This window comes from Hyphobacterium sp. SN044 (assembly GCF_021864465.1).
Lineage (GTDB): Bacteria > Pseudomonadota > Alphaproteobacteria > Caulobacterales > Maricaulaceae > Hyphobacterium.
Genome location: NZ_JAKKUV010000007.1, coordinates 45,521 through 64,713, shown reverse-complemented (window position 1 = coordinate 64,713; position 19,193 = coordinate 45,521). Strand labels below are relative to the sequence as shown.

General features: G+C 63.4%; 22 protein-coding genes and 1 tRNA gene. 11 read left to right on the top strand and 12 right to left on the bottom strand.

What is annotated here, in order from left to right; genetic code table 11:
- A complete protein-coding gene (lptE, locus tag L5876_RS10760) occupies window positions 1-492 on the top strand; it encodes an LPS assembly lipoprotein LptE (protein ID WP_236956361.1) in 492 nt (163 codons plus the stop codon).
- Window positions 493-1,527 carry a DNA polymerase III subunit delta gene (gene holA / locus L5876_RS10755; RefSeq protein WP_236956360.1) on the top strand — a complete coding sequence of 345 codons (1,035 nt, stop codon included), beginning with the start codon at window positions 493-495 and terminating at the stop codon, window positions 1,525-1,527.
- On the opposite strand, the gene L5876_RS10750 is transcribed toward holA, so the two are convergent.
- Together L5876_RS10750 and L5876_RS10745 are read right to left on the bottom strand one after the other, a co-directional pair.
- Window positions 1,524-2,303 carry an SDR family oxidoreductase gene (locus tag L5876_RS10750; RefSeq protein WP_236956359.1) on the bottom strand — a complete coding sequence of 260 codons (780 nt, stop codon included), beginning with the start codon at window positions 2,301-2,303 and terminating at the stop codon, window positions 1,524-1,526. The two genes, holA and L5876_RS10750, sit on opposite strands and share 4 nt — an antisense overlap.
- Complete coding sequence (locus L5876_RS10745; RefSeq protein ID WP_236956358.1) at window positions 2,300-2,578, bottom strand: 4a-hydroxytetrahydrobiopterin dehydratase; 279 nt, start codon at window positions 2,576-2,578, stop codon at window positions 2,300-2,302. The genes L5876_RS10750 and L5876_RS10745 overlap by 4 nt, the downstream gene beginning before the upstream one ends.
- Before the next feature lie 126 nt (window positions 2,579-2,704).
- On the opposite strand from L5876_RS10745, the gene L5876_RS10740 reads away from it, so the two are divergent.
- Window positions 2,705-2,977: a histidine kinase gene (locus L5876_RS10740; RefSeq protein WP_236956357.1), complete on the top strand. Its 273-nt coding sequence runs from the start codon at window positions 2,705-2,707 to the stop codon at window positions 2,975-2,977.
- A gap of 315 nt (window positions 2,978-3,292) precedes the next feature.
- On the opposite strand, the gene bioB is transcribed toward L5876_RS10740, so the two are convergent.
- Complete coding sequence (bioB, locus tag L5876_RS10735; protein ID WP_236956356.1) at window positions 3,293-4,270, bottom strand: biotin synthase BioB; 978 nt, start codon at window positions 4,268-4,270, stop codon at window positions 3,293-3,295.
- On the opposite strand from bioB, the gene L5876_RS10730 reads away from it, so the two are divergent.
- Window positions 4,269-4,661: a hypothetical protein gene (locus L5876_RS10730; RefSeq protein ID WP_236956355.1), complete on the top strand. Its 393-nt coding sequence runs from the start codon at window positions 4,269-4,271 to the stop codon at window positions 4,659-4,661. The genes bioB and L5876_RS10730 overlap by 2 nt on opposite strands.
- Window positions 4,658-5,476: a heme-dependent oxidative N-demethylase subunit alpha family protein gene (locus tag L5876_RS10725; RefSeq protein ID WP_236956354.1), complete on the top strand. Its 819-nt coding sequence runs from the start codon at window positions 4,658-4,660 to the stop codon at window positions 5,474-5,476. Before L5876_RS10730 ends, L5876_RS10725 begins: the two co-directional genes overlap by 4 nt.
- 47 nt (window positions 5,477-5,523) lie before the next feature.
- On the opposite strand, the gene L5876_RS10720 is transcribed toward L5876_RS10725, so the two are convergent.
- Entirely contained in the window at window positions 5,524-7,059 is a 1,536-nt protein-coding gene (locus L5876_RS10720; protein ID WP_236956353.1) for a sodium:alanine symporter family protein, read from the bottom strand.
- A 165-nt stretch (window positions 7,060-7,224) separates the two neighbouring features.
- On the opposite strand from L5876_RS10720, the gene L5876_RS10715 reads away from it, so the two are divergent.
- Entirely contained in the window at window positions 7,225-8,526 is a 1,302-nt protein-coding gene (locus L5876_RS10715; protein WP_236956352.1) for a S41 family peptidase, read from the top strand.
- A gap of 2 nt (window positions 8,527-8,528) precedes the next feature.
- On the opposite strand, the gene L5876_RS10710 is transcribed toward L5876_RS10715, so the two are convergent.
- From L5876_RS10710 to L5876_RS10700, 3 genes are all read right to left on the bottom strand, one after another.
- A complete protein-coding gene (locus L5876_RS10710; protein ID WP_236956351.1) occupies window positions 8,529-9,086 on the bottom strand; it encodes a molybdopterin-dependent oxidoreductase in 558 nt (185 codons plus the stop codon).
- Window positions 9,087-9,147: 61 nt separating this feature from the next.
- On the bottom strand, window positions 9,148-9,561 hold the full coding sequence (locus L5876_RS10705; protein ID WP_236956350.1) for a CBS domain-containing protein: 414 nt from the start codon (window positions 9,559-9,561) through the stop codon (window positions 9,148-9,150).
- 122 nt (window positions 9,562-9,683) lie between these two features.
- A complete protein-coding gene (locus tag L5876_RS10700) occupies window positions 9,684-9,863 on the bottom strand; it encodes a hypothetical protein (protein ID WP_236956349.1) in 180 nt (59 codons plus the stop codon).
- Window positions 9,864-9,930: 67 nt separating this feature from the next.
- Here L5876_RS10700 and L5876_RS10695 point away from each other — a divergent pair, with 67 nt between their 5' ends.
- The 3 genes from L5876_RS10695 to L5876_RS10685 all read left to right on the top strand — a co-directional run bounded on the left by L5876_RS10695 (window position 9,931) and on the right by L5876_RS10685 (window position 13,823).
- Window positions 9,931-10,191: a hypothetical protein gene (locus L5876_RS10695; RefSeq protein ID WP_236956348.1), complete on the top strand. Its 261-nt coding sequence runs from the start codon at window positions 9,931-9,933 to the stop codon at window positions 10,189-10,191.
- 64 nt (window positions 10,192-10,255) lie between these two features.
- Window positions 10,256-12,769, top strand: coding sequence for a vitamin K epoxide reductase family protein (locus tag L5876_RS10690; RefSeq protein WP_236956347.1), 2,514 nt, complete (start codon window positions 10,256-10,258; stop codon window positions 12,767-12,769).
- Window positions 12,770-12,788: 19 nt separating this feature from the next.
- The gene (locus L5876_RS10685) at window positions 12,789-13,823 is read left to right on the top strand and encodes a sodium:calcium antiporter (RefSeq protein ID WP_236956346.1); all 1,035 of its coding nucleotides are present in this window, start codon (window positions 12,789-12,791) and stop codon (window positions 13,821-13,823) included.
- Between the two features lie 71 nt (window positions 13,824-13,894).
- Here the strand turns inward: L5876_RS10685 and L5876_RS10680 are convergent, their stop codons facing one another.
- Complete coding sequence (locus tag L5876_RS10680; RefSeq protein WP_236956345.1) at window positions 13,895-14,101, bottom strand: hypothetical protein; 207 nt, start codon at window positions 14,099-14,101, stop codon at window positions 13,895-13,897.
- A gap of 126 nt (window positions 14,102-14,227) precedes the next feature.
- Between L5876_RS10680 and L5876_RS10675 the strand changes: the two genes are divergently transcribed.
- The gene (locus tag L5876_RS10675) at window positions 14,228-14,827 is read left to right on the top strand and encodes a superoxide dismutase family protein (protein ID WP_236956344.1); all 600 of its coding nucleotides are present in this window, start codon (window positions 14,228-14,230) and stop codon (window positions 14,825-14,827) included.
- 388 nt (window positions 14,828-15,215) lie between these two features.
- On the opposite strand, the gene L5876_RS10670 is transcribed toward L5876_RS10675, so the two are convergent.
- From L5876_RS10670 to L5876_RS10655, 4 genes are all read right to left on the bottom strand, one after another.
- A complete protein-coding gene (locus tag L5876_RS10670) occupies window positions 15,216-16,418 on the bottom strand; it encodes a hypothetical protein (RefSeq protein WP_236956343.1) in 1,203 nt (400 codons plus the stop codon).
- A 157-nt stretch (window positions 16,419-16,575) separates the two neighbouring features.
- A complete protein-coding gene (locus L5876_RS10665) occupies window positions 16,576-17,847 on the bottom strand; it encodes a 26S protease regulatory subunit (protein WP_236956342.1) in 1,272 nt (423 codons plus the stop codon).
- A gap of 45 nt (window positions 17,848-17,892) precedes the next feature.
- Window positions 17,893-18,288, bottom strand: coding sequence for a hypothetical protein (locus L5876_RS10660; RefSeq protein WP_236956341.1), 396 nt, complete (start codon window positions 18,286-18,288; stop codon window positions 17,893-17,895).
- A 57-nt stretch (window positions 18,289-18,345) separates the two neighbouring features.
- A tRNA-Arg gene (locus tag L5876_RS10655) sits at window positions 18,346-18,422 on the bottom strand.
- Between the two features lie 86 nt (window positions 18,423-18,508).
- Here L5876_RS10655 and L5876_RS10650 point away from each other — a divergent pair.
- Window positions 18,509-19,193 (top strand): cation:proton antiporter (locus tag L5876_RS10650; protein ID WP_236956340.1); only part of this gene is annotated, 685 nt, incomplete at its 3' end.

The window sequence follows — 19,193 nt, the reverse complement described above, 5'->3', positions numbered from 1 at the left end:
ATGCATCGCCGGACTCTTCTCGCCGCCGCTCTGGCGGCCAGCGCGATCGCCCTTTCGGGCTGCGGGTTTCAGCCGCTCTATGGCGGGCCTTCGGGCGTCTCGCTCGATGGGGTCAGCCTTGAGCAGACCGGCGACACACGGCTCGACTATTTGCTGCGCGACGAGTTGCGCAACAGCTTCCGGTCGGGCGGGCAATACCGGCTCGTACTGGAACCGGTCGACGTCCAGCGGGTCGGGACCGGGATCGGCGCAGACGGCCTCGCCACGCGCTACGCCCTCAATCTGACGGTCAGCTACCAGATTTTCGAGACGGGCAATGCCGAACCCGTCTTCGACGGGTCGGTCTCGGGATCAGGCACGTACAACATTCCGTCCCAGCCCTATGCCGCGATCGCGAGCCAGCGCGAGGGCGAGGAATTAGCGGCGCGCGCGGCGGCAAACCGGCTGACGCTCCAGGTCGCGCGCTTCCTGCGGACGCAAGAAGGCAACTAGATGAAGGCGAGCGCCCGCGAAGCCGCCGGCGCGATTGCCCGCCCGGGCGATTTCCGGGCCTGGCTGATTTACGGACCCGACCGGGGCCTGGTGCGCGAACGCGCGGCCGAACTGGCGAAGAAACTCCTGCCGGATGGCGATGATTTTTCCGTCACGCGCCTGACCGAGGACGACATCAAGTCCGACCCGGCGAGCCTAGCCGATGCCATGGCGGCGATGTCGCTGATGGGCGGGGGCCGGCTCGTGGAATTGCGCCTTTCGACCGGCAGCGCCCCGGCCGCCAATTATCTGAAAGACCTAGAGAAAGGCGAATACCAGGCCGAGGCCCGCCTCATCATCGAAGCCGGGGATCTGAAGGGTGGCGACGCGCTGCGCAAGACGGTCGAGGCCAGCGGCATCGCACTGGCCGTGCCCTGCTATTCCGACAGCGCCGCCGACACGGCGAGCCTCGTCAACGAGGCGCTGGCCGCGGAAGGCCTGTCGCTCGACCCGGAAGCGCGCGCGCTCTTCATCCCGCAGTTGGAAGGCGACCGGGGCGTGGCTCGCTCCGAGATCGAGAAGCTTCTGCTCTACAAGGGTTTGCGCGGCCAGCGCGCCGAGGGCGATGATCTCGTCACCGCCGAGGACATTCGCGCGATCGCCGCGGCGGGCGGAGAGGATGCGATGGACCGGCTGGTCGAACCTGCGCTGGCCGGCGATGTCGCAGCGGCGGACCGGGCCTATGCGCGGCTTCTGGCCGCCGGGGACAATCCGGTCGGCATATTGCGCGCGATCCAGCGGCGGCTCGACCTGATCGGCGAGGCACATGCCGGCGGCGGCCCCGCAGCGGCCCAGCGGTTCGGCGCCCCGCGCTTCGGCCCTTCACAAGCGATTTTCGGCCGCCAGGTCGAAATCTGGCGCACGGCGGGCCTCGAGGCCGCCCGGGAAGCCGCGCTCGACACCGAGCGGGCGGTCAAGACGACCGGCAGTCCGGCGGAAAGCCTGGTCGGGGATCTGATCCTGAAACTGGCGATGCGGGCGGCGCGGCGGCGCTAGGGCTTTTCCTGCAGACCCGAGATCGCCTTCATCAGGATCGATTTGGGCGTGAGCTTGGCGATCGCGATCGTGATCTTGTTCGACACGCCGGTGACGACGACGCGTTTCTTCTTCTCGTACCCGTCCATGCCGATCCGGGCGACGGCGTCCGGCGTCATCATGCGCGAGGCCTTCAGAAGCTTCGAGCCTTCCATGTCGGCCTTTTCCTGAAATCCCGACCAGGTCGGGCCGGGGCAGACGGCCGTGACGGTGATGCCCTTCGGCTCCATCTCGACATGCAGGGCTTCCGACAGCGACAGGACGAAAGCCTTGGTCGCGTAATAGGTCGCCATGCCCGGTCCGGGCAGGAAGGCGGCGGTCGAGGCGATATTGATGATGCCGCCGCGGCCGCGCTCGATCAGGCCCGGCGTGACGGCATGCGACAACCCGGTCAGCGCCCCGACATTGAGATCGATCATCTCCGTCAGCTTGGGGGCATCGGCCCGGTCGAACGGTTCGAGATCACCGAAGCCCGCATTGTTGACCAGAAGATCGACCCTCAGCCCGGCCTCGTGGACGGCCTGCATCAGTTTCGACGGTCCGTCCGCCGCACTGAGATCGGCGGGAAAGACATGGGCCTCGACGCCTTGGCCCCGCAATTCTGTAGCAAGCGTTTCCAGCTTCTCCACCGAGCGGGCGGCCAGGCCCAGATCGTAGCCACGCTTCGCGAGTTCACGCGCAAAGGCCTCACCAATACCCCCGGATGCGCCGGTGACGAGAGCGAGCTTGCGGCTCACGCGACCTTGTCCATGAAGCGGGCGAGGACAACGTCCTTCTCCGTCACGCCGCCGGCATCATGGGTGGCGAGCGTCACATCCACCTTGTTGTAGACATTGAACCATTCGGGGTGGTGGTCCATCTGGTCGGCCTTCAGCGCGACGCGGGACATGAAGCCCCAGGCCGCATTGAAATCACCGAATTCATAAACCTTTCGAATGGCGTCGCGTCCATCGACCGCGCTCCAGCCGCTCAGCTTGCCAAGGGCGGCTTCGGCCCCGATGCGCTCGGTCATGATTATCGCTCCCTTTACCGTGTTTGCCGAAAAGCTGGCGTCTTTCCCCTGCCGGGGCAAGGCATCAGCGCAATTTTAACCAGTCGGCATGCAGGCTTTCCGTCTCTTTTGGGAAAGGAGGGCGTCATGACACGCTTTCTCGTCTCTGACAGCAATCCGAACGGGCGCAAGCTCGAGGATATCCTGATGGATCTCCGGTCGGACGTGCTGAAGCGCTGCACCAAGATCGCCGAGGACCACCGGCCCGAGGCGCTGCAGGTGCTGGCGAACAATGTGAAGGTGCTCGAACACCTCACCGCCGCGATCGATCTGGCGCATGCCTCGACCGTGCTGCTCGACCGCGCCTTCGGCCCGTCGGAAGCCGCCGAGGGCGGCCCGCCGCGGATCGGGGTGGCTTAGGTCACACGCGTCACCTCCCCTCCTCTTGAAGGGGAGGGACGCGAGCGGCTTCCGGAAGGAAGTCGGGAGCGGGGTGGGGTGACGGATCATAGCATTTCTTGACGTTTCCCGGACGGCGGAGCCGGTCCGGAATCCGTGTCTTGTAACTTCTGGACCCCGGTCTTCGCTACGCGAAACCGGGGAACGTCAGAGAGAGGCGATTGAAATTACCCCCACCCCGGTCGGCTAGCTGACGCTCAGCCTCACGGCCCTTTTCCCCTCGAAACGCTCCATTGGAGCGTTTCGAGGGGAAAAGCCTCAAGGGGGAGGGCGAACTCACTCCGCCGCGGTCAGGCCCAGCGCGTCGAACATGCCGGTATCGGCCGACAGGTCCGGGTTGGGCGTGGTCAGCAATTCCTCACCGACGAAGATCGAGCCCGCGCCCGCGAGGAAGCAGAGCGCTTGCAGTTCGCGGTTCATGCCTTCGCGGCCGGCCGAAAGGCGCACGGTCGATTCCGGCATCATGATCCGCGCCGCCGCGATGGCGCGCACAAAGTCGAGACCGTCCAGCGGTTCGGCATGCGCCAGCGGCGTTCCGCCGACCGGGACGAGATGGTTGATCGGCACGCTTTCCGGGTGCGGATCGAGATTGGCGAGCTCCATCAGGAGGCCGATGCGGTCGTCCTCGCTCTCGCCCATGCCGATGATCCCGCCGCAGCAGATCGAAATGCCCGCATCGCGGACCCTGGCCAGCGTGTCGAGCCGGTCGTCATAGGTGCGGGTGGTGATCACCGAGCCGTAATATTCGCGGCTGGTATCGAGATTGTGGTTGTAATAGTCGAGTCCGGCGCGTTTCAGCGTCTCGGCCTGGCCCTCCTTCAGCATGCCGAGCGTAACGCAGGTCTCGAGCCCCAGCGCCTTCACGCCCTCGATCATGTCGCACACGGCCTTCTCGTCGCGTGGTTTCAGGTCGCGCCAGGCCGCGCCCATGCAGAAGCGCGTCGCCCCGCCCGACTTGGCCCGTCTTGCCGCCTCGATCACGTCATCGAGGGGCATCAGCTTGGACGCCTTCAGCCCCGTGTCGTGAAAGGCGGACTGGCTGCAATAACCGCAATCCTCGGCGCAGCCGCCGGTCTTGATCGACAACAGCTGGGATTTCTGGACCGCATTGGCATTGTGGTTTCGGCGATGCACGCTTTGCGCGGCGAAGATCAGGTCGTTAAACGGAGCGCGGTAGACGGCGGCGGCCTCCTCGCGGGTCCAATTGGTGCGCGGCGCGGAAAGGCGGTCGATGTCGGAAAGGTCGAAAGGCATGTCGAATCCCGTTCAGGCTGACCGGCAAACTAGGCAGGGCGTCTGGCTGCGGCAAGCAATCCGCGCGGCTTTCTGGATCGCGCTGATCGCGATTACCGCGCTGGCCCTGACGCCGGGTCCGGCCATGCCGCCGGTTCTGCTCGGGGCCGACAAGCTGAAGCATATCGCCGCCTTCGCGACACTGGCCGGACTGGTGCGGCTCGGCTGGCCGGGGCTTTCGCGATGGCTCGGTGCGGCGGTCCTGATGGCCCATGGCGGGCTGATCGAAATCGTACAGGCCTCGCCCGTCCTGCAGCGGGAGATGTCGCTGGCCGATCTCGCCGCCGATGCGATCGGGATCGCGCTCGGATTCGCGGCGATCTGGCTTTTGCACCGGGTGCGACGCGCATGATCAGACCGCCCTACAAGCCCTTCCATGACGGCCCGCCGCGTTTTCAGGTCGCGCTGCGGCAGATCGAACCCGAACGCTGGCTGTCGCCCGATCCGGACGCCCACTGGCTACCGGAGAAGAACCGCCGGCTCGATGCCGATCCCGAGCGCTATTATCGCGGCCTGCCCGAGGCCGCGCCGGCCGAGGCCGAAACGCTGCGCCGGGTCGCCGAGGCGACCGGCCAGCCACTACCGGACCGGGACGAGCCGGACCTGATTCGCGCCGGACGGCTGGTCAGTGACGATCTCGTCGTGATGGAGAACCGGGGTTCGGGCTGGACCGCGACGGCGCTTCTCCTGACCCAGCCGACCTTCTTCTCGCTGGAAGACAGTTTCGGGAAGGAGTTGTTCGCGCTGCACACGCCCGTGCCGGGCGGTGTGCCGGGGCTCGCCTCCAAGATCGCGAAAGTGTTCGACCGTATGCCGGCCGGCGGTGTGTTCGAGCGCTTCAACTGGACGGTCCAGATCGGCTCGGAGCGGTGGTGGCCGCACGGTTCGGCGATGCGCGAACAGCTGAAGGCGCTGCCGCTGAGGGACGCCGTCGATCACCTCTATCTGCGGGTCGAACGCCAGACGCTGGTGCGGCTCGAAGAGACCGGCGCGGTGCTGTTCTGCATCCGCATCTGCCTTGACCCGATTGCAACGGCCCTGGCCGACCCGGAAGACCGGGACGCCTTTGCCAGGAATTGGCGGGCGGCGTCCGACGACGCGCTGGCCTACAAGCGCTGGGGTCAGTTCGGCGGCCATGTCGAGGCGGCACTCAAGGCCCTGACATAGAAAAAGCCCCGGCGTTTCCGCCGGGGCTTTTCCTGTTCAGAACCGCCTTAGTTCTTCGGCGGCGTGTAGGTCGGATCCTCCGGATCGGAAGGATCGGGCTCACCCGGTGCCGGAGGCTCGCTGCCCCAGTGGTCACCGGCCCAGTTCGGCGGCAATTCGCCGGTCTTGTCGAAGCGGCGCGTCATCGCGATGACAACACCCGACAGCATCAGAAGGGCCACCACGTTCGGCAGCAGCATCGAGGCGTTGGCGATGTCGCCGAAGCGCCAGAGCCCATCGACATTGATGATCAGCGTGCCGATGAAGGCGACCGCCACCCAGAGGAAGCGGAAGGGCCGCGCCGCCCAGTCGCCAACCAGATAGGTCACCGACTGTTCGGCATAGTAGGACCAGCCGATGATGGTGGTGAAGGCGAACAGGCCCTGGGCCGCCAGGATGACCCATGCACCGCCGAGCATGCCCGTCGAGAAGGCCGCCGTGGTGATGGCCGAGGCTTCGAGTTCGGTCGACATCCAGGCGTAGGGCACGGTCGTGCCGTTTGACGGATAGGCCCCCTCGACGACGAGAATCACCAGCGCCGTCATGGTGCAGATGATCATCGTGTCGATGAACACGCCGAGCATGGCGAACTCGCCCTGCTTGATCGGGTTCTTGGTCTGCGCCGCAGCGTGGGCGATCGGGGCCGAGCCCTGACCCGCCTCGTTGGAGAACAGGCCGCGTGCCACGCCGGCGCGGATCGCCGCAAGCACGCCATAGCCCGCCAGGCCGCCAGCGGCCTGTTGCAGGCCGAAAGCATGGCCGAAAATCTGTCCGAACGCGCCCGGAATGTGGTCGGCATGGGTCACGAGCACGTAGAGCGCGGCAAGGATGTAGGCGCCCGCCATCAGCGGAACGAGATTGCCGGCAACCTTGCCGATCGACTTGATGCCGCCGATGATGACGAGGAAGACCAGCGCCGCGAGGAAGGCCCCGACCGCCCAGTTCGGCAGCGTGATGCCCAGCGTGGTCGCGGCCTCGACGGCGGACTGCGTCACCGAGTTGGCCTGCAGCGCACCGCCGGTCACGACCGCCGAGAGCAGCGTGCCGAGACAGAAGAGAATGGCGAGCCAGCCCCAGCCCTTACCGAGACCGTTCTTGATGTAATACATCGGACCGCCATGGAAATGGCCGTCGGGATGCTTCTCGCGGTAGCGCACGGCAAGGCTCGATTCGGCGAAGGCCGCCGCCATGCCGACGATCGCGGTAATCCACATCCAGAAGATCGCGCCCGGCCCGCCAAGCGCGATGGCGGTCGCCACGCCGGCGAGATTACCGGTGCCGACCTGACCCGATAGCGCGGTCGACAGCGCGTTCCAGGGCGTGATTTCGCCTTCCCCGGAGCCTTTCCGGCCCCCGGTGAACAACTCGCCCATCGCCGGGAAGAGCCGCTTGAGCGGCCGGAATCCCAGCATGAGCATGAAGTAGAGACCCGTGCCCAGAAGGGCGATGGTGATGATGCCGACCGGCAGAATGCGCTGGTCGCCCCACGTGCCACCCCACAGAAAGTCACTGAAGGTCGTGGCCGCGTCGAAAAATCCGTCCATGTTTCTCCCCGAGTTTCCCCTCGTTTGTGCGCAGCCTAGAAGGCCACGCACATGACGCAACGGGTTTTTGCGCCCGCCTTTCCGTCCGCTGACCGCGAATTAAGGTCCGATTCGAGTGATTTCGGTCTAGCGTCGGATTTGAATTTACTGACGGGAGATTTCGGGATGCGATCGATGATCCTCGGGGCGGCCGCCCTCCTTCTTCTGGCCAGTGGCGGCGTGCGCGCGCAGGACAGCGCCGCTCTCAACGCCAGCCAGCGCAGCGAGATCGTTGGTGCCGCCGCCGATGCAGTAGCGGAGAATTTCTACGATTCCGATCGCGGCGCGGAGATCGCTGCCGGGCTGCGCAACCAGCTGGAATCGGGCGCGTTCGACGATGCCGGTACGGTTGCCGACCTCGCCAACGCGCTGACCCAGGCGCTGCGTCCGCAGGACAATCACTTTGCCGTGCGGATGGCTCCATCCCGCCCGCAAGGCTCACCCGATGGCGAGCCCGGTGGCGGTGAAGCGGCCTGGCTCGCGGCGATGGCGCAGAGCAATTACGGCTTCCGGGAAGTGTCCATCCTGCCGGGCAATGTCGGCTATATCGACATGCGCAGCTTCGCCCCGGCGCAGGTCGGCGGCGACACCGCGCTGGCGGCACTGAATTTCGTGGAAAACACCGACGCGGTGATTTTCGACATGCGCCAGAACACGGGCGGCGCACCCTCGATGGTGCAGTTCATCATCAGCCATTTCCTCGATCCGCGCGAGGAGACGGTGATCAACACCTTCGTGTCGAGCGCGCGGGAATATCCCTCGGAGCTCGTCGCGCTGGCCTGGCTGCCGGGCGAATCGCGCCCGGACGTGCCGCTTTACGTGCTGACCAGCGTGCGCACCGGCTCGGCGGGCGAGGCCTTCCCCTATCACCTCCAGGCGATGGAGCGCGCGACAATCGTTGGCGAAACCACCTACGGGGCGGGCAATCCCGGCGGATTTCACCCGCTGCCCGGCGGGCTAGAGATTTTCGTGTCCGATGGCTCGGCGCGCAATCCGATCACCGGCACGAACTGGGAAGGGACGGGCGTGATCCCGGATGTCGACGTGCCCGCCGACGAGGCGCTCGATGCCGCCCTCCTGCTCGCCTATGACCGCATCCTGGAAACCCTCGACGACCCTGCGCAGCGACGGGGTCTGGAATGGGCCGGGGAAGCGATCGAGGCGCGCCGCAATCCGGTCAGCCTCAATGGCGCGCTCGCCTATGAAGGCGTCTACGGGCCGCGGCGGGTCTATTTCGAGGACGGGGCGCTCTTCTACCAGCGTCAGGGCGGACCGGCGCTTCGGATGGATCCGCTCGGCGGTGACCGTTTCATGCTCGAAGGGCTCGACGATATCCGCGTGGTGTTCAGCCGCGACGGCGATGCGGTAACCGGCATGACGATCCAGTCGCTCGACCGGCCTGACAGCCCGTCACCGCGGACGGAGTAGGTTCACTCGGAAGCGATTTCGATCGCGAACACGCCCCAGACCCAGTCGTCGTCATTCTGACCGGCCAGCGCGGCATCGTCGTCGCGCGGCCAGACCAGAATGGCAGGGCCGAAACCGCCGATGGCGAGCGGCTCGCCATTGCGGGTCAGGGCCAGGATGACGTCGTGGTCCTCGAAGCGCGCGCCCGGGATTTGACGCTGATAGCCGTCGAAGGCCGACACGATGGCGGTTTCGCCCTCGGCCCCGGCGGCGGTCAGGACATCGCGCACGAGCGGGCCTGTGAAGCGCTGAGGCTCGCCGCCGTCGGGATAGGTGACGGAGATTTCCGTCTGCTCCATCGCTGACAGGCCGGAAAAGGTGAAGCTGCGCGCCGCCGCGAAATCCATCCCGTAGCGCTCAAAGAGCGGTTCGAGGCCCGGCTCCACCGGGCCGCGATTGGTGTCGGACACATCGCCGTAAACGGTGAGAATGACCGGTCCGCCCGCAGCGAACGGCTCACTTGCCGGGGAACAGGCCGCGAGCAAGGCGGCTGCAAGCAGTACGGGAATCGAGCGGAGCATGGCAGACCTCGTCGGCGTTCGCCGACACTCTAGCCATGCCGCCACCCGCGGGGAAAGCCGGTCAGCCTGCAATCCCGTTCAGCGCCAGTCCGGCGCTGCTGGCCGAACCATGCGCGGCGATGTCGCCGGTCGTGATCATGCCGACGAGGCGCTTGTCCTCGTCGATCACCGGCAGGCGATGAACGCGCTGTTCGCCGAGATTGAGCGCGACGAAGTCGATATCGTCGGTGTCGCGGCAATAGAGGACCTTCTCCGACATCACGGAGCCGACCTGGGTGTCCGCGAGGTCCAGCCCGTGCGCGACGCAGCGCGTGACGATGTCGCGGTCGGTGATCATTCCGACCAGCTTGTCGTCCTTGCCGATCGGCAGCACGCCGATATCGCGGTCGTTCATGATCTTCGCGGCTTCGGTGACCGGCGTGGTCGGTGCCACCCAGTCCGGATTGGGGGTCATGATTTCCTTGACCAGTGTCATGGGACGTCCCTCTTGGCGGGGGCAGGCCGCCGGGCCGGGGACAGGCCTGCCCGTCGGGTGAACGAAGTCGGCATCCCGGCCACACCAAGCCAACGCGGCGGCCATGGCGATGTTCCCTCGCGCTAGGCCAGCAGAGACAGTGCCACGACGATCACTCCGGAAAAGGCGGCAACCGCGAGCGCGGCGATGAATATCCACCGGCTGCTCCTGTGCCGCAGCACGATATCGCCCTGCCGCGCCTTACGGGCGGGATAGCCTTGGCGCGGATCGGGCTGTCCTGTTTTCGGGTCAGGTGAGGTCATGCAGGGCCAACGCCGCCGCGCCGTCCATGTTCCGGAACACAGACCCGCTCTGTCGCGTTTTCGGAGCATGAAGGACCACAAGGACAAGAGTGGCGAGGTGCCCAGAGGCATTGATCGTCAGGAAATCCAGCAATTGCTGGCGGATTCGGGCTATTCCGGCGGCCAGCGCGAAGACCGGCTGAAGGAAATCCTGACCGAGCTGACGCAGGCCGAAGCCGACGCCCAACATCCGGACCCGGAGCGTTCCGGTCTGATCCGGGAAATCCGTTCCACGCTCGACCGCCAGGCCAAGGGCCAGGTCGAAGACCAGCCCGACGGCAAATTCTGATTTCGGAACACTGACCGGCACGCTGCGTTGAGTCCTGCGAGAAGCGATCCCGCAGGGAGGCTGCATGGCCTCGACAAAGGCGGCTGGTTCCGACCGGCGCAAAAGCCAAGCCCGGAAAACCCGCAAGCCCGTCGTTCTGATTACCGGCGCGGCCGGCAATGTCGGCAGCGCGATCATTGCCGCGCTCAAGTCCGACTACACGCTGGTGGGTCTCGACCTGCCCGGAAAAAAGGCGGACTGCGAGACATTCGAGACCGATCTCACCGATCCCGACTCCGTTTCGAAATCGCTCGCCGGCGTCGCGGACAAACATGGCAAACGCTTTGCCGCCGTCATCCACCTCGCTGCCTATTTCGATTTTTCCGGCGAGGCACATCCGCTCTACGAAAAACTGAATGTCGAAGGCACGCGGCACCTGCTACGCGCGCTTCGGGACTATTCCGTCGAGCGTTTCATCTATTCCGGCACGATGCTGGTGCACCGGGCGGGCGAGCCCGGCCTGCCGGTCACCGAGGAAACCGAGCTGGATCCGCAATGGATCTACCCGCAGTCGAAGGCCGATGCGGAAGCGGTGATCCGCGAAGAAGCCGGGGAAATCCCCTACCTGCTCTTCCATCTCGCCGGCCTCTATGACGAGGAGAGCGCCGTCCCGACGCTGACCGAGCAGATGCGCCGAATCTACGAGCGCGATCCGAAATCGCATGCCTATGCAGGGTCGACCGGGATCGGGCAGGCGATGATCCACAAGGACGATATGGCCGCCGCCTTCGCGGCCGCGGTGAAGAAACGCAAATCGCTGCCCGAAGACGCCGTCATTCTGGCGGGCGAACCGGAGGCAATCCCGTACGACGAGCTTCAGGACCGTCTGGGCGAACTGATCCACGGCGACGACCACTGGGCGACCGTGTCCCTGCCGAAACCGCTGGCGAAAGCGGCGGCCTGGCTGGAAGCCAAGGCGGAACCGGTGATCCCGGATTCCTTCGACCATGGCGAGAAGCCCTTCATCCGGCCCTTCATGGTCGACATGGCGAGCGATCACTATGAGCTCGACATCACCAAGGCGAAGGAATTGCTGGGCTGGGAGCCGAAGCATTCGCTGCACGACGCGCTGCCCGGCCTCGTCAAATCGCTGAAATCCGATCCGCTCGGCTGGTATCAGCGCAACGGCCTGACACCGCCCTACTGGCTGACGGCCGCGGCCGAACGGTCGAAGAATCCTGAAAACCTGCGGGTCAAGGCCGAGCGCGAACGGCGCACCGAACACTTCGCCAATCTGTGGGCTCCTTTCGTCAATATCGGCCTCGGCCTGTGGCTGATCACCAGCCCGGCCATTCTCGGCTATGAGAGTGCCGCCATGGGCTGGAGTGACGGGGTCAGCGGCGTGCTGATCACGCTCCTGGCCTTCCTGACGCTCGACTGGCGGTTTTCGCTCATTCGCTGGGCGGTCGCGGCGATCGGCGTATGGGTGATGTTCGCCCCGCTCGTCTTCTGGGCTCCGACAGCGGCGGCCTATCTCAACGGCACGCTGGTCGGCGCGCTGGTGTTCGGCTTCGCGGGCGCGGCGCGGCCCGCACCGGGGATCGACCCGGTCGCCGCCACCACCGGCCCGACCGTGCCGAAAGGCTGGGACTACACACCCTCGAGCTGGTTTCAGCGCATCCCCATCATCGTACTGGCCGTGGTGGGCTTCTTCGTCTCGCGCCACCTCGCCGCCTATCAGCTGGGGCATATCGAGGGCGTGTGGGAGCCCTTCTTCGCGGGCAGCGCAACCGACCCGCAGAACGGCACCGAGGAGATCATCACTTCCAGCGTGTCGGAAGCCTGGCCGGTGTCCGACGCCGGGGTCGGCGGGCTGGCCTACATGCTGGAGATTCTCGTCGGCCTCGTCGGTTCGGCGCGGCGCTGGCGCACCATGCCGTGGCTGGTGATCCTGTTCGGGATCATGATCGTGCCGCTCGGTATCGTCTCGATCACCTTCATCATCATCCAGCCGGTCGTGATCGGCACTTGGGCGACACTGACGCTGATCGCGGCGGCAGCGATGCTGATCCAGATCCCCTATTCGATCGACGAGCTGGTCGCGACGGGTCAATTCCTCGCGCGCCGGGTCAAGGCGGGGCGGCCCTTCCTGCGCGTCTTCCTGATGGGCGACACGGACGAAGGCGCGGACGAGCGCAAGGAAGACGATTTCGAACAGAGCCCGAAGGCCATCGTGGCCGACATGCTGGGCGGCGGCATGTCGACGCCCTGGTCGCTGCTCGCCTGTATCGCCATCGGTATCTGGCTGATGTTCACCCGGCTGACGCTGGGCACGGAAGGTGCGATGGCCAATGCCGACCACATCATCGGCGCGCTGGTGGTGACCGTGGCCGTGACCGCCTTTGCCGAGGCGGCGCGCTCGGCCCGCTTCCTGATCACCGTGCTGGGGATGGCGCTGACGATCATGCCCTTCATCGTCGGGGGCAACGGTATCCAGATCGCCGCCGACATGGCCGCCGGCCTGGCCCTGATCGGCCTGTCACTGCCGAAGGGACAGGTGAAGCACAACTACGGCAGCTGGTCGCGCTACATCGTCTGATGGCCAGGCGCTCGCGGCCATGATCGATTTCGCCGCCCTTCCGCTGTGGGGGCTGATCGCCCTGTTCGCGGTCTCGGCCGGCGCGGTCTGGGCCGCGGGCACGCGCCTCGCCTACTATGCCGACGCGATCGCACGGCGCACCGGGATCGGTTCGGCGGCGCTTGGCGTCCTCCTGCTCGGCGGCATCACCTCCTCGCCGGAAATCGCCGTCGCAGGCAGCGCGGCAATCACCGGCAATGCCGAACTGGCAGTCAACAACCTCCTCGGCGGCTTCGCGATGCAGGTCGCCATCCTCGCCTTCGCCGATGCGCTGATCCGCAAGGGCGCGCTGACCCAGGCCGTACCGGATCCGATCGTGCTCTTGCAGGGGACGCTCGGCATGTTGCTGACCGCGCTCGTGGCGGCCGGCATCACGGTGGGCGACATCGCCCTGTTCGGGGCCGGCATCTGGAGCTGGGGCCTGTTTGCGGCCTTCCTGTTCTCGCTGCGCCTCGTGGTGCAGTCGGAAGGCAATCCGTCATGGAAGGTGATCGGCCAGCCCCCGGCCGAGGAGGTCGGGCAGGCGGAGAAAGGCGCCGAACGTTCCGCGCTCGGCCTTTATGGCCGCACCGCGCTGGCCGGGCTGACGATCTTCGCCATGGGCTATCTGCTGGCCCAATCCGGCGAGAGCATCGCGAAGGAGACGGGGCTGGGGCAGAGTTTTTTCGGCGCGGTCTTCGTGGCGATCGCGACCTCTCTGCCGGAAATTTCCACCGTCATCGCGGCGATCCGCATCCGGCGCTATGTGATGGCGGTGTCCGACATCTTCGGCACCAATCTGTTCGATATCGCGCTGATCTTCCTTGTTGATCTCGCCTATTCCGGCGAACCCGTGCTCAACACGGTCGGGCCCTTCTCCGTCCTGGCAGCGATGATTGGCATCGTGGTAACCGGGATCTACATGGCCGGGCTGATCGAGCGCCGTGACCCGATGGTCGCGGGGGTCGGCTTCGATTCGCTCGCCGTGGGGACGGTCTATCTCGGCGGGATCTGGATGCTGTTCAATCTGCGCTGAGCCATACCGGAATCAGAACGGGCCGCCCCGGAAGGACGGCCCGCCTTCAATTTGCGTCCGCTTTATACGGATCAGGCCAGATAGCTGACAGCCTGGTTGGCGACCACGGCGATGGCGAGCGCGACGAAGGCGGTCAGCGCGGCGCGGTGGATCCAGCGCTGGGTGCGCGTGCGTTCCTCGCGCGGCAGCGGGAATTTCCGCGTCGGGTGCATCGGCTCGTGCGCGGTCATCACGCGCGCGGGCTTCTGGGGCGATTGGGTCTGGTTCATCTCGGTCATGGCTTGGGCCCTTCTTCTTGTTGGAGGAGGAAAAGTCCGGCCGTGTGATCCGACCGTTCAGATAGGGAACGTGGAGTGGGGGGTCGAAGTTTCAAGAGCATAGCTGCCGATTTTCGGAGTCCCCCGATGCCCCATTTCAAGACGTCCTCGCCTTTCGCCCTGATCTGCGCGCTTGCGCCGCTCGCCCTCGCCGCGCCCGCTGCGCAGGCCGACGACCCGATCGCGATGCGCGCCAGCGCCGAACACAGGCTCGCCTCGGCCCGGCTGAACCGGCCGGACGGCAGTGACGCCGGGTATGTGACGCTCACCGAAACGCCCAATGGCGTGCTGATCGAGGCGGAGCTGACCGGCCTGCCCGCAGGCGAGCACGGCTTCCATATTCACGAGACCGGGTCCTGCAGCCCGGACTTTTCCACTGCCGGCGAGCACATGACCGCCAGGCTGGACAACGCCGAAACCGCCGACGGCGAAAGCGAAGCGGTGCACGGCTTCGAACGCGCGGCCGGTCCGCATCCGGGCGACATGCCCAACATCCACGTGCCGGAAAGCGGCGCGCTCCACATCGAGGTGCTCAACGCCCGCGTCAGCTTCGAGAGCGAGAACGCCCTGTTTGACGCCGACGGTTCCGCCCTGATCCTCCATTCCGGCGCCGACGACTACGAGACCCAGCCCTCCGGCGCGGCGGGCGAGCGCATCGCCTGCGGGGTGATTGAAAGGGAGATGTAGGGGTCCCTCCGGGCCGCCACCAGGAACGCCTCAATCACCTCCGCCTGCGGCAGCAGGTTCGCCACGGCGCCCGCTCCTTTACGAAGGGGGTCGAGGCCGCACGCGCCGAACGCTTCGCAGCCTTCTAGGATAAGCGGCAGTCACAGACCCAAGACCGCACGCGGCCCAGAAGCCGCAATGGTTCCGATCTCAGCCGATAGAGAAGCGGCTGCAAACTCCCTTGCAGCCCATGCCAAGCCAGAGAAAGCGGGGAAGCGCCAGCAAGGATTAGTGCGGCAGCTGCGGCCTCGCCATAGAGTCAGCGAAGGCGGGCGATGCTCGGGAGACCGCACCCTTGCGCGTGCGTGGGGCGAAGCCCTTAATGATCAAGCCAATCATCTATCGCCATTTACCAGTAAATCGCAACGACCTCTACATCTAGCAAATTTGCCTTTGTTGAGGACCGCAAATCTTCTGGTGCAGCGACACGCTGGCTCGGCGGGTTGTAATCTTGTATAAATAGCGAAAGATTGTGCTCAGCGCGAACTGCGTTACGGATCTCTAAATCTTCAATAGGTTCATATTTAACCTCAAAAGCGCCTTCAATAAACGCTCTAATTTGCCAAAATGCCTCTCTCTGCGCTTCGGCAGAAGTATTAGTGAAATTCATCTGGGCGATAAAATTATTCATTTTCTGTGATTGATTTGTAGTGGGTATGAGTTTCTTATTCATAATGAGCGCGTCTTTATAACTCTGAAGAGCTAGCACCAAATGCGTAATTCTTGGCTCGACAGATGGTCGACTCGTCGATGCTGACTGCGTCATTGCGCTGCGGCTTGCAGCTTCTACCTGCAATGCCAAATCGGGCGCGAATTCTCGAAATATATCTGCGACCTTAATAGGGTTCCACTCAGTCTGAAGTCCCGGCTTCGCCACTCTGCACAGCATCGTGAATTCATTGTCTGCAAAGAGGATTCGTCTGATATCCTTCCAGTAAGCGAGGTGTTCCGTCACCCCAACCACCTTGAGCGGCAAACCGTTCAAGCCCGAAGTATCGAGTGCATCGTTGTGAATGATGTAACATTCATTGTTATAATCTATCACAAAGTAGTCAGTTGCCACGCCGTCAATCGGAATCAATCCGGCCAAGAGCTTTGTGATTATTTTATTGGCGTTGCGGGCCTGATAAACGTCAGAGAAGCGAACCTGATTCATAAAAAATAACGGACTTTCGTCAAACATTTCAGAAAACTCGGCAATCATCGTGCTCATTTGAAATATGAACGACGCAGAAAGGCGAAGCTTAATTTCAATAAGATCGCCCCTCTTTATATTTGATACGCGAAATTTTATATTTAGATCTTCCGATTCCAATAAATCATCTATTGAATCAAACTTCTCCTGAACTTTAGTGGGTTCAATTTTCTTCAAACCTTTTATCTTATGCAACTCTCGGAATAAAGATTGTGCGTTGGATTTTCTCATGGTTTGAAGCGCGGAACTATTTGACGTCTGAAATCGAGAATTCAGTTCCGCCGAGGGTGATAGAGGCGCAGCAGCTGATACTTTTGCGCCCACTTCCGCGATCAGTTCTTCACCAGACTGATCCACGATGTTGTCCGTTAACTCTCCCTTCTGCGACGCCAGGAGACTGGCTAGGCTTACCTCGTCTAAGTAGACGAATTCCCGCAACGGCTCTGGCACACGGCCATTCACAGGAGTGGAGAGATTCTTCCCGAATACGACCCAGGGAAATCGTCGAATAAGTCTAACCATTCAAACTACGGCTCTTCTGCTGTCGCTCCGGACGACGCGCGACTCGTTCATAGCCCTGCGCGAAATCTTCACCGGCTATTCTTTTTCTACCATCGCTCGCTGCGATTAGTGCCGCTTCTGTCCAAATTGAGGTTAGGCGCGCCGCGGACCAATTATGCGTTCTCGTAGCGACCTCAACGATAGGCAGATCGTCTGCACACCCGATCCTTCGCATCCCGATTCTCAATATCTCAGTTCGGTCCTTGAGCGTCGGAAGTCCAAACTCAATTTCCCAATCAAATCGTCCTGGACGAGTTAGAGCCGGATCAAGAGCCTCGACTCGGTTTGTGGCAGCGATCACAATTGTGGCGTTCTCGCCTGAATCGAAGCCGTCCAGTAGCGTGAGAAACTGTGCGACAAGCTTCCTTGACGAGTCTTGCATGTTTTCTGATCGGTTTTCAGCCAAACTATCTATCTCATCAAAGAATATGATTGATTTGCCGCGTTCTGATGCGTTGGCAGCCTCAAAGATTTTCCTCAGTATGTCCTCGGTGTCCCCTACCCATTTACTCACGATTTCAGGGCCGCCAATCTCGTAGAAATCAGCCCCTGACTGATTGGCAATAATTCTTGCAAGATGCGTTTTCCCGGTGCCAGGCGGTCCGGTGAACAATATTCCTTTCACGGGGCGCGCACCGATTTCTTCTAGCTCGCTCCGACGCTCCAGTTGAGTTTCGATCAACTCTTTCGCTCGCGCTACGACGTTTGGGTACCCTCCGAAATCATCGAAGGACAGTCCGTCGTCGTCAGGCCGAACAAGGAACGCCGATGGAGAAAGAAGTTCATAGTCGTGAGATGGCCTTGGGCGAATTGGTTGATCCGAGAGCACTCGCTGAATTGCGCCCCAGGTGTCCGTTTCGACCGTCGAGTCTTTTCTTAGCGAAAACCCAATCGGATTGGTAAGAATAGAAAGCAAACCACCTGACTCACCGAGAATTGTTCCGTCGTCCTGAACCTCGCGAACGATTGATATCTGCCGTGACGTTGGCCATGCCTCTCTTGAGACCTTGGTCAACCCATCAGCTCCATAAAAAACAACGTCGCCCAAGCTAAGCGATCCTGGTTCAATTCCTTGGGCTTTTGCCGATTTGCCATCGAGCATTCGGAACAGAGCAAACCCGCTTTCTTCATCAATGTTGATGACCTTCATCAGGTCACCTTCATCAAAGTTCTCCGGGTTCATAGTTTTTGCCGCACCTTGAAGATGATTGACGGAATCACGCAACCTTTGCATGCGTCGCTATGGACACACCAATGCACTACATCTTGGCTAAAGCTTGCAAGAACAAAAGACCCGGCCACGCCCAATCTGCGCGTGTTCGATCGGCAAGACGATCGCGGGAGGCTCGGGGGGAACTTGGAAGCCGACCGAAATCACCATATCGAGGCTGTAAAGCGTTATGGGTTTTGAGGAATTAGCAATATGCATTTTTTGCATATTCCCTTCCTCGTCCAACTCACCTTCCTCGAGAATATTGGCGATATGCCGAGAGATAACGGACTGATCTCGCCCGAAAAGCTGCGCGATCTGGGCCTGTGTCATCCACAGGGTTTCGCCTTCGTAGCGGATGTCGAGCCGGAATCCGTCCTTGCCGCCATAGACGAGAAACCGGTCGCCGGTTTCCTCGTCCTCGGTCAGGCGCACAGGCTCATCTTCGCGCGCCATTCGTCACTCCGAATCCGGGTCCGGAACATTCTAGCAACACCGTTCATCATTGGGAAATGGCGCACCCAAGAGGATTCGAACCTCTGACCTTTGCCTTCGGAGGGCAACGCTCTATCCAGCTGAGCTATGGGTGCGTTGAAGCATCCCTTACAGGGCTTGCGCGTTCCATTCAATGCGCCCATTCCCGTATTGCGCACTTCAGCCAGACCCGGCCGACCGAATGGACGCTGCCCATCTCCTGCTTCTCGTGGCCGCCGGCCTCGTCCTCCTCGCCATTGGCGGGGCGGCGCTGCTCAGGCTCGCGGGCGCGCCGCTCCTCCTCCTGTTTCTCGGCATCGGCATGCTGGCCGGCGAGGAGGGGCCAGGCCAGATCATGTTCAACGATTACGGGGTCGCCTATGCGGTCGGCTCGCTGGCGCTGGCGCTGATCCTGTTCGATGGCGGGCTGGGGACGAGCCTGCGGCGCCTCAAGGGCGTTCTCCGTCCCTCGCTGTCGCTGGCCACGGCGGGCGTTCTGATCACCGCGGCAGTGACCGGCAGTGGCGCGCACTACCTGTTCGGGCTGACCTGGGTGGAAAGCCTTCTGATGGGCGCGATCGTGTCGTCGACCGACGCCGCAGCGGTGCTGATGCTGATCGCGGGGCGCGAGCTGAAGGCGCGGCCGCGCGTGGCGACGACGCTGGAAGCGGAATCCGGGTTCAACGACCCGATGGCGGTGATCCTCGTCACCGCGCTCGTCGCCTGGCTGGGCGCGGGCGAAGCGCCGAACCCGGTGTGGTTCGGCATCGGCATTGTTTGGTCGCTGATCGCGGGCGGGCTGATCGGCTGGTTCGGCGGGCGCGGCATTGCCGTGCTGGAGCGGCGCATGGGCCTGCCGCTCGGCCTCTATCCGATCTTCGCGGCCG

Coding starts and splice junctions, on each gene's coding strand:
- lptE (WP_236956361.1), top strand. CDS start 1: ATGCATCGCCGGACTCTTCTCGCCGCCGCTCTGGCGGCCAGCGCGATC.
- holA (WP_236956360.1), top strand. CDS start 493: ATGAAGGCGAGCGCCCGCGAAGCCGCCGGCGCGATTGCCCGCCCGGGC.
- L5876_RS10745 (WP_236956358.1), bottom strand. CDS start 2,578: ATGACCGAGCGCATCGGGGCCGAAGCCGCCCTTGGCAAGCTGAGCGGC.
- L5876_RS10740 (WP_236956357.1), top strand. CDS start 2,705: ATGACACGCTTTCTCGTCTCTGACAGCAATCCGAACGGGCGCAAGCTC.
- L5876_RS10730 (WP_236956355.1), top strand. CDS start 4,269: ATGTCGAATCCCGTTCAGGCTGACCGGCAAACTAGGCAGGGCGTCTGG.
- bioB (WP_236956356.1), bottom strand. CDS start 4,270: ATGCCTTTCGACCTTTCCGACATCGACCGCCTTTCCGCGCCGCGCACC.
- L5876_RS10725 (WP_236956354.1), top strand. CDS start 4,658: ATGATCAGACCGCCCTACAAGCCCTTCCATGACGGCCCGCCGCGTTTT.
- L5876_RS10720 (WP_236956353.1), bottom strand. CDS start 7,059: ATGGACGGATTTTTCGACGCGGCCACGACCTTCAGTGACTTTCTGTGG.
- L5876_RS10715 (WP_236956352.1), top strand. CDS start 7,225: ATGCGATCGATGATCCTCGGGGCGGCCGCCCTCCTTCTTCTGGCCAGT.
- L5876_RS10710 (WP_236956351.1), bottom strand. CDS start 9,086: ATGCTCCGCTCGATTCCCGTACTGCTTGCAGCCGCCTTGCTCGCGGCC.
- L5876_RS10705 (WP_236956350.1), bottom strand. CDS start 9,561: ATGACACTGGTCAAGGAAATCATGACCCCCAATCCGGACTGGGTGGCA.
- L5876_RS10700 (WP_236956349.1), bottom strand. CDS start 9,863: ATGACCTCACCTGACCCGAAAACAGGACAGCCCGATCCGCGCCAAGGC.
- L5876_RS10695 (WP_236956348.1), top strand. CDS start 9,931: ATGAAGGACCACAAGGACAAGAGTGGCGAGGTGCCCAGAGGCATTGAT.
- L5876_RS10690 (WP_236956347.1), top strand. CDS start 10,256: ATGGCCTCGACAAAGGCGGCTGGTTCCGACCGGCGCAAAAGCCAAGCC.
- L5876_RS10685 (WP_236956346.1), top strand. CDS start 12,789: ATGATCGATTTCGCCGCCCTTCCGCTGTGGGGGCTGATCGCCCTGTTC.
- L5876_RS10680 (WP_236956345.1), bottom strand. CDS start 14,101: ATGACCGAGATGAACCAGACCCAATCGCCCCAGAAGCCCGCGCGCGTG.
- L5876_RS10675 (WP_236956344.1), top strand. CDS start 14,228: ATGCCCCATTTCAAGACGTCCTCGCCTTTCGCCCTGATCTGCGCGCTT.
- L5876_RS10660 (WP_236956341.1), bottom strand. CDS start 18,288: ATGGCGCGCGAAGATGAGCCTGTGCGCCTGACCGAGGACGAGGAAACC.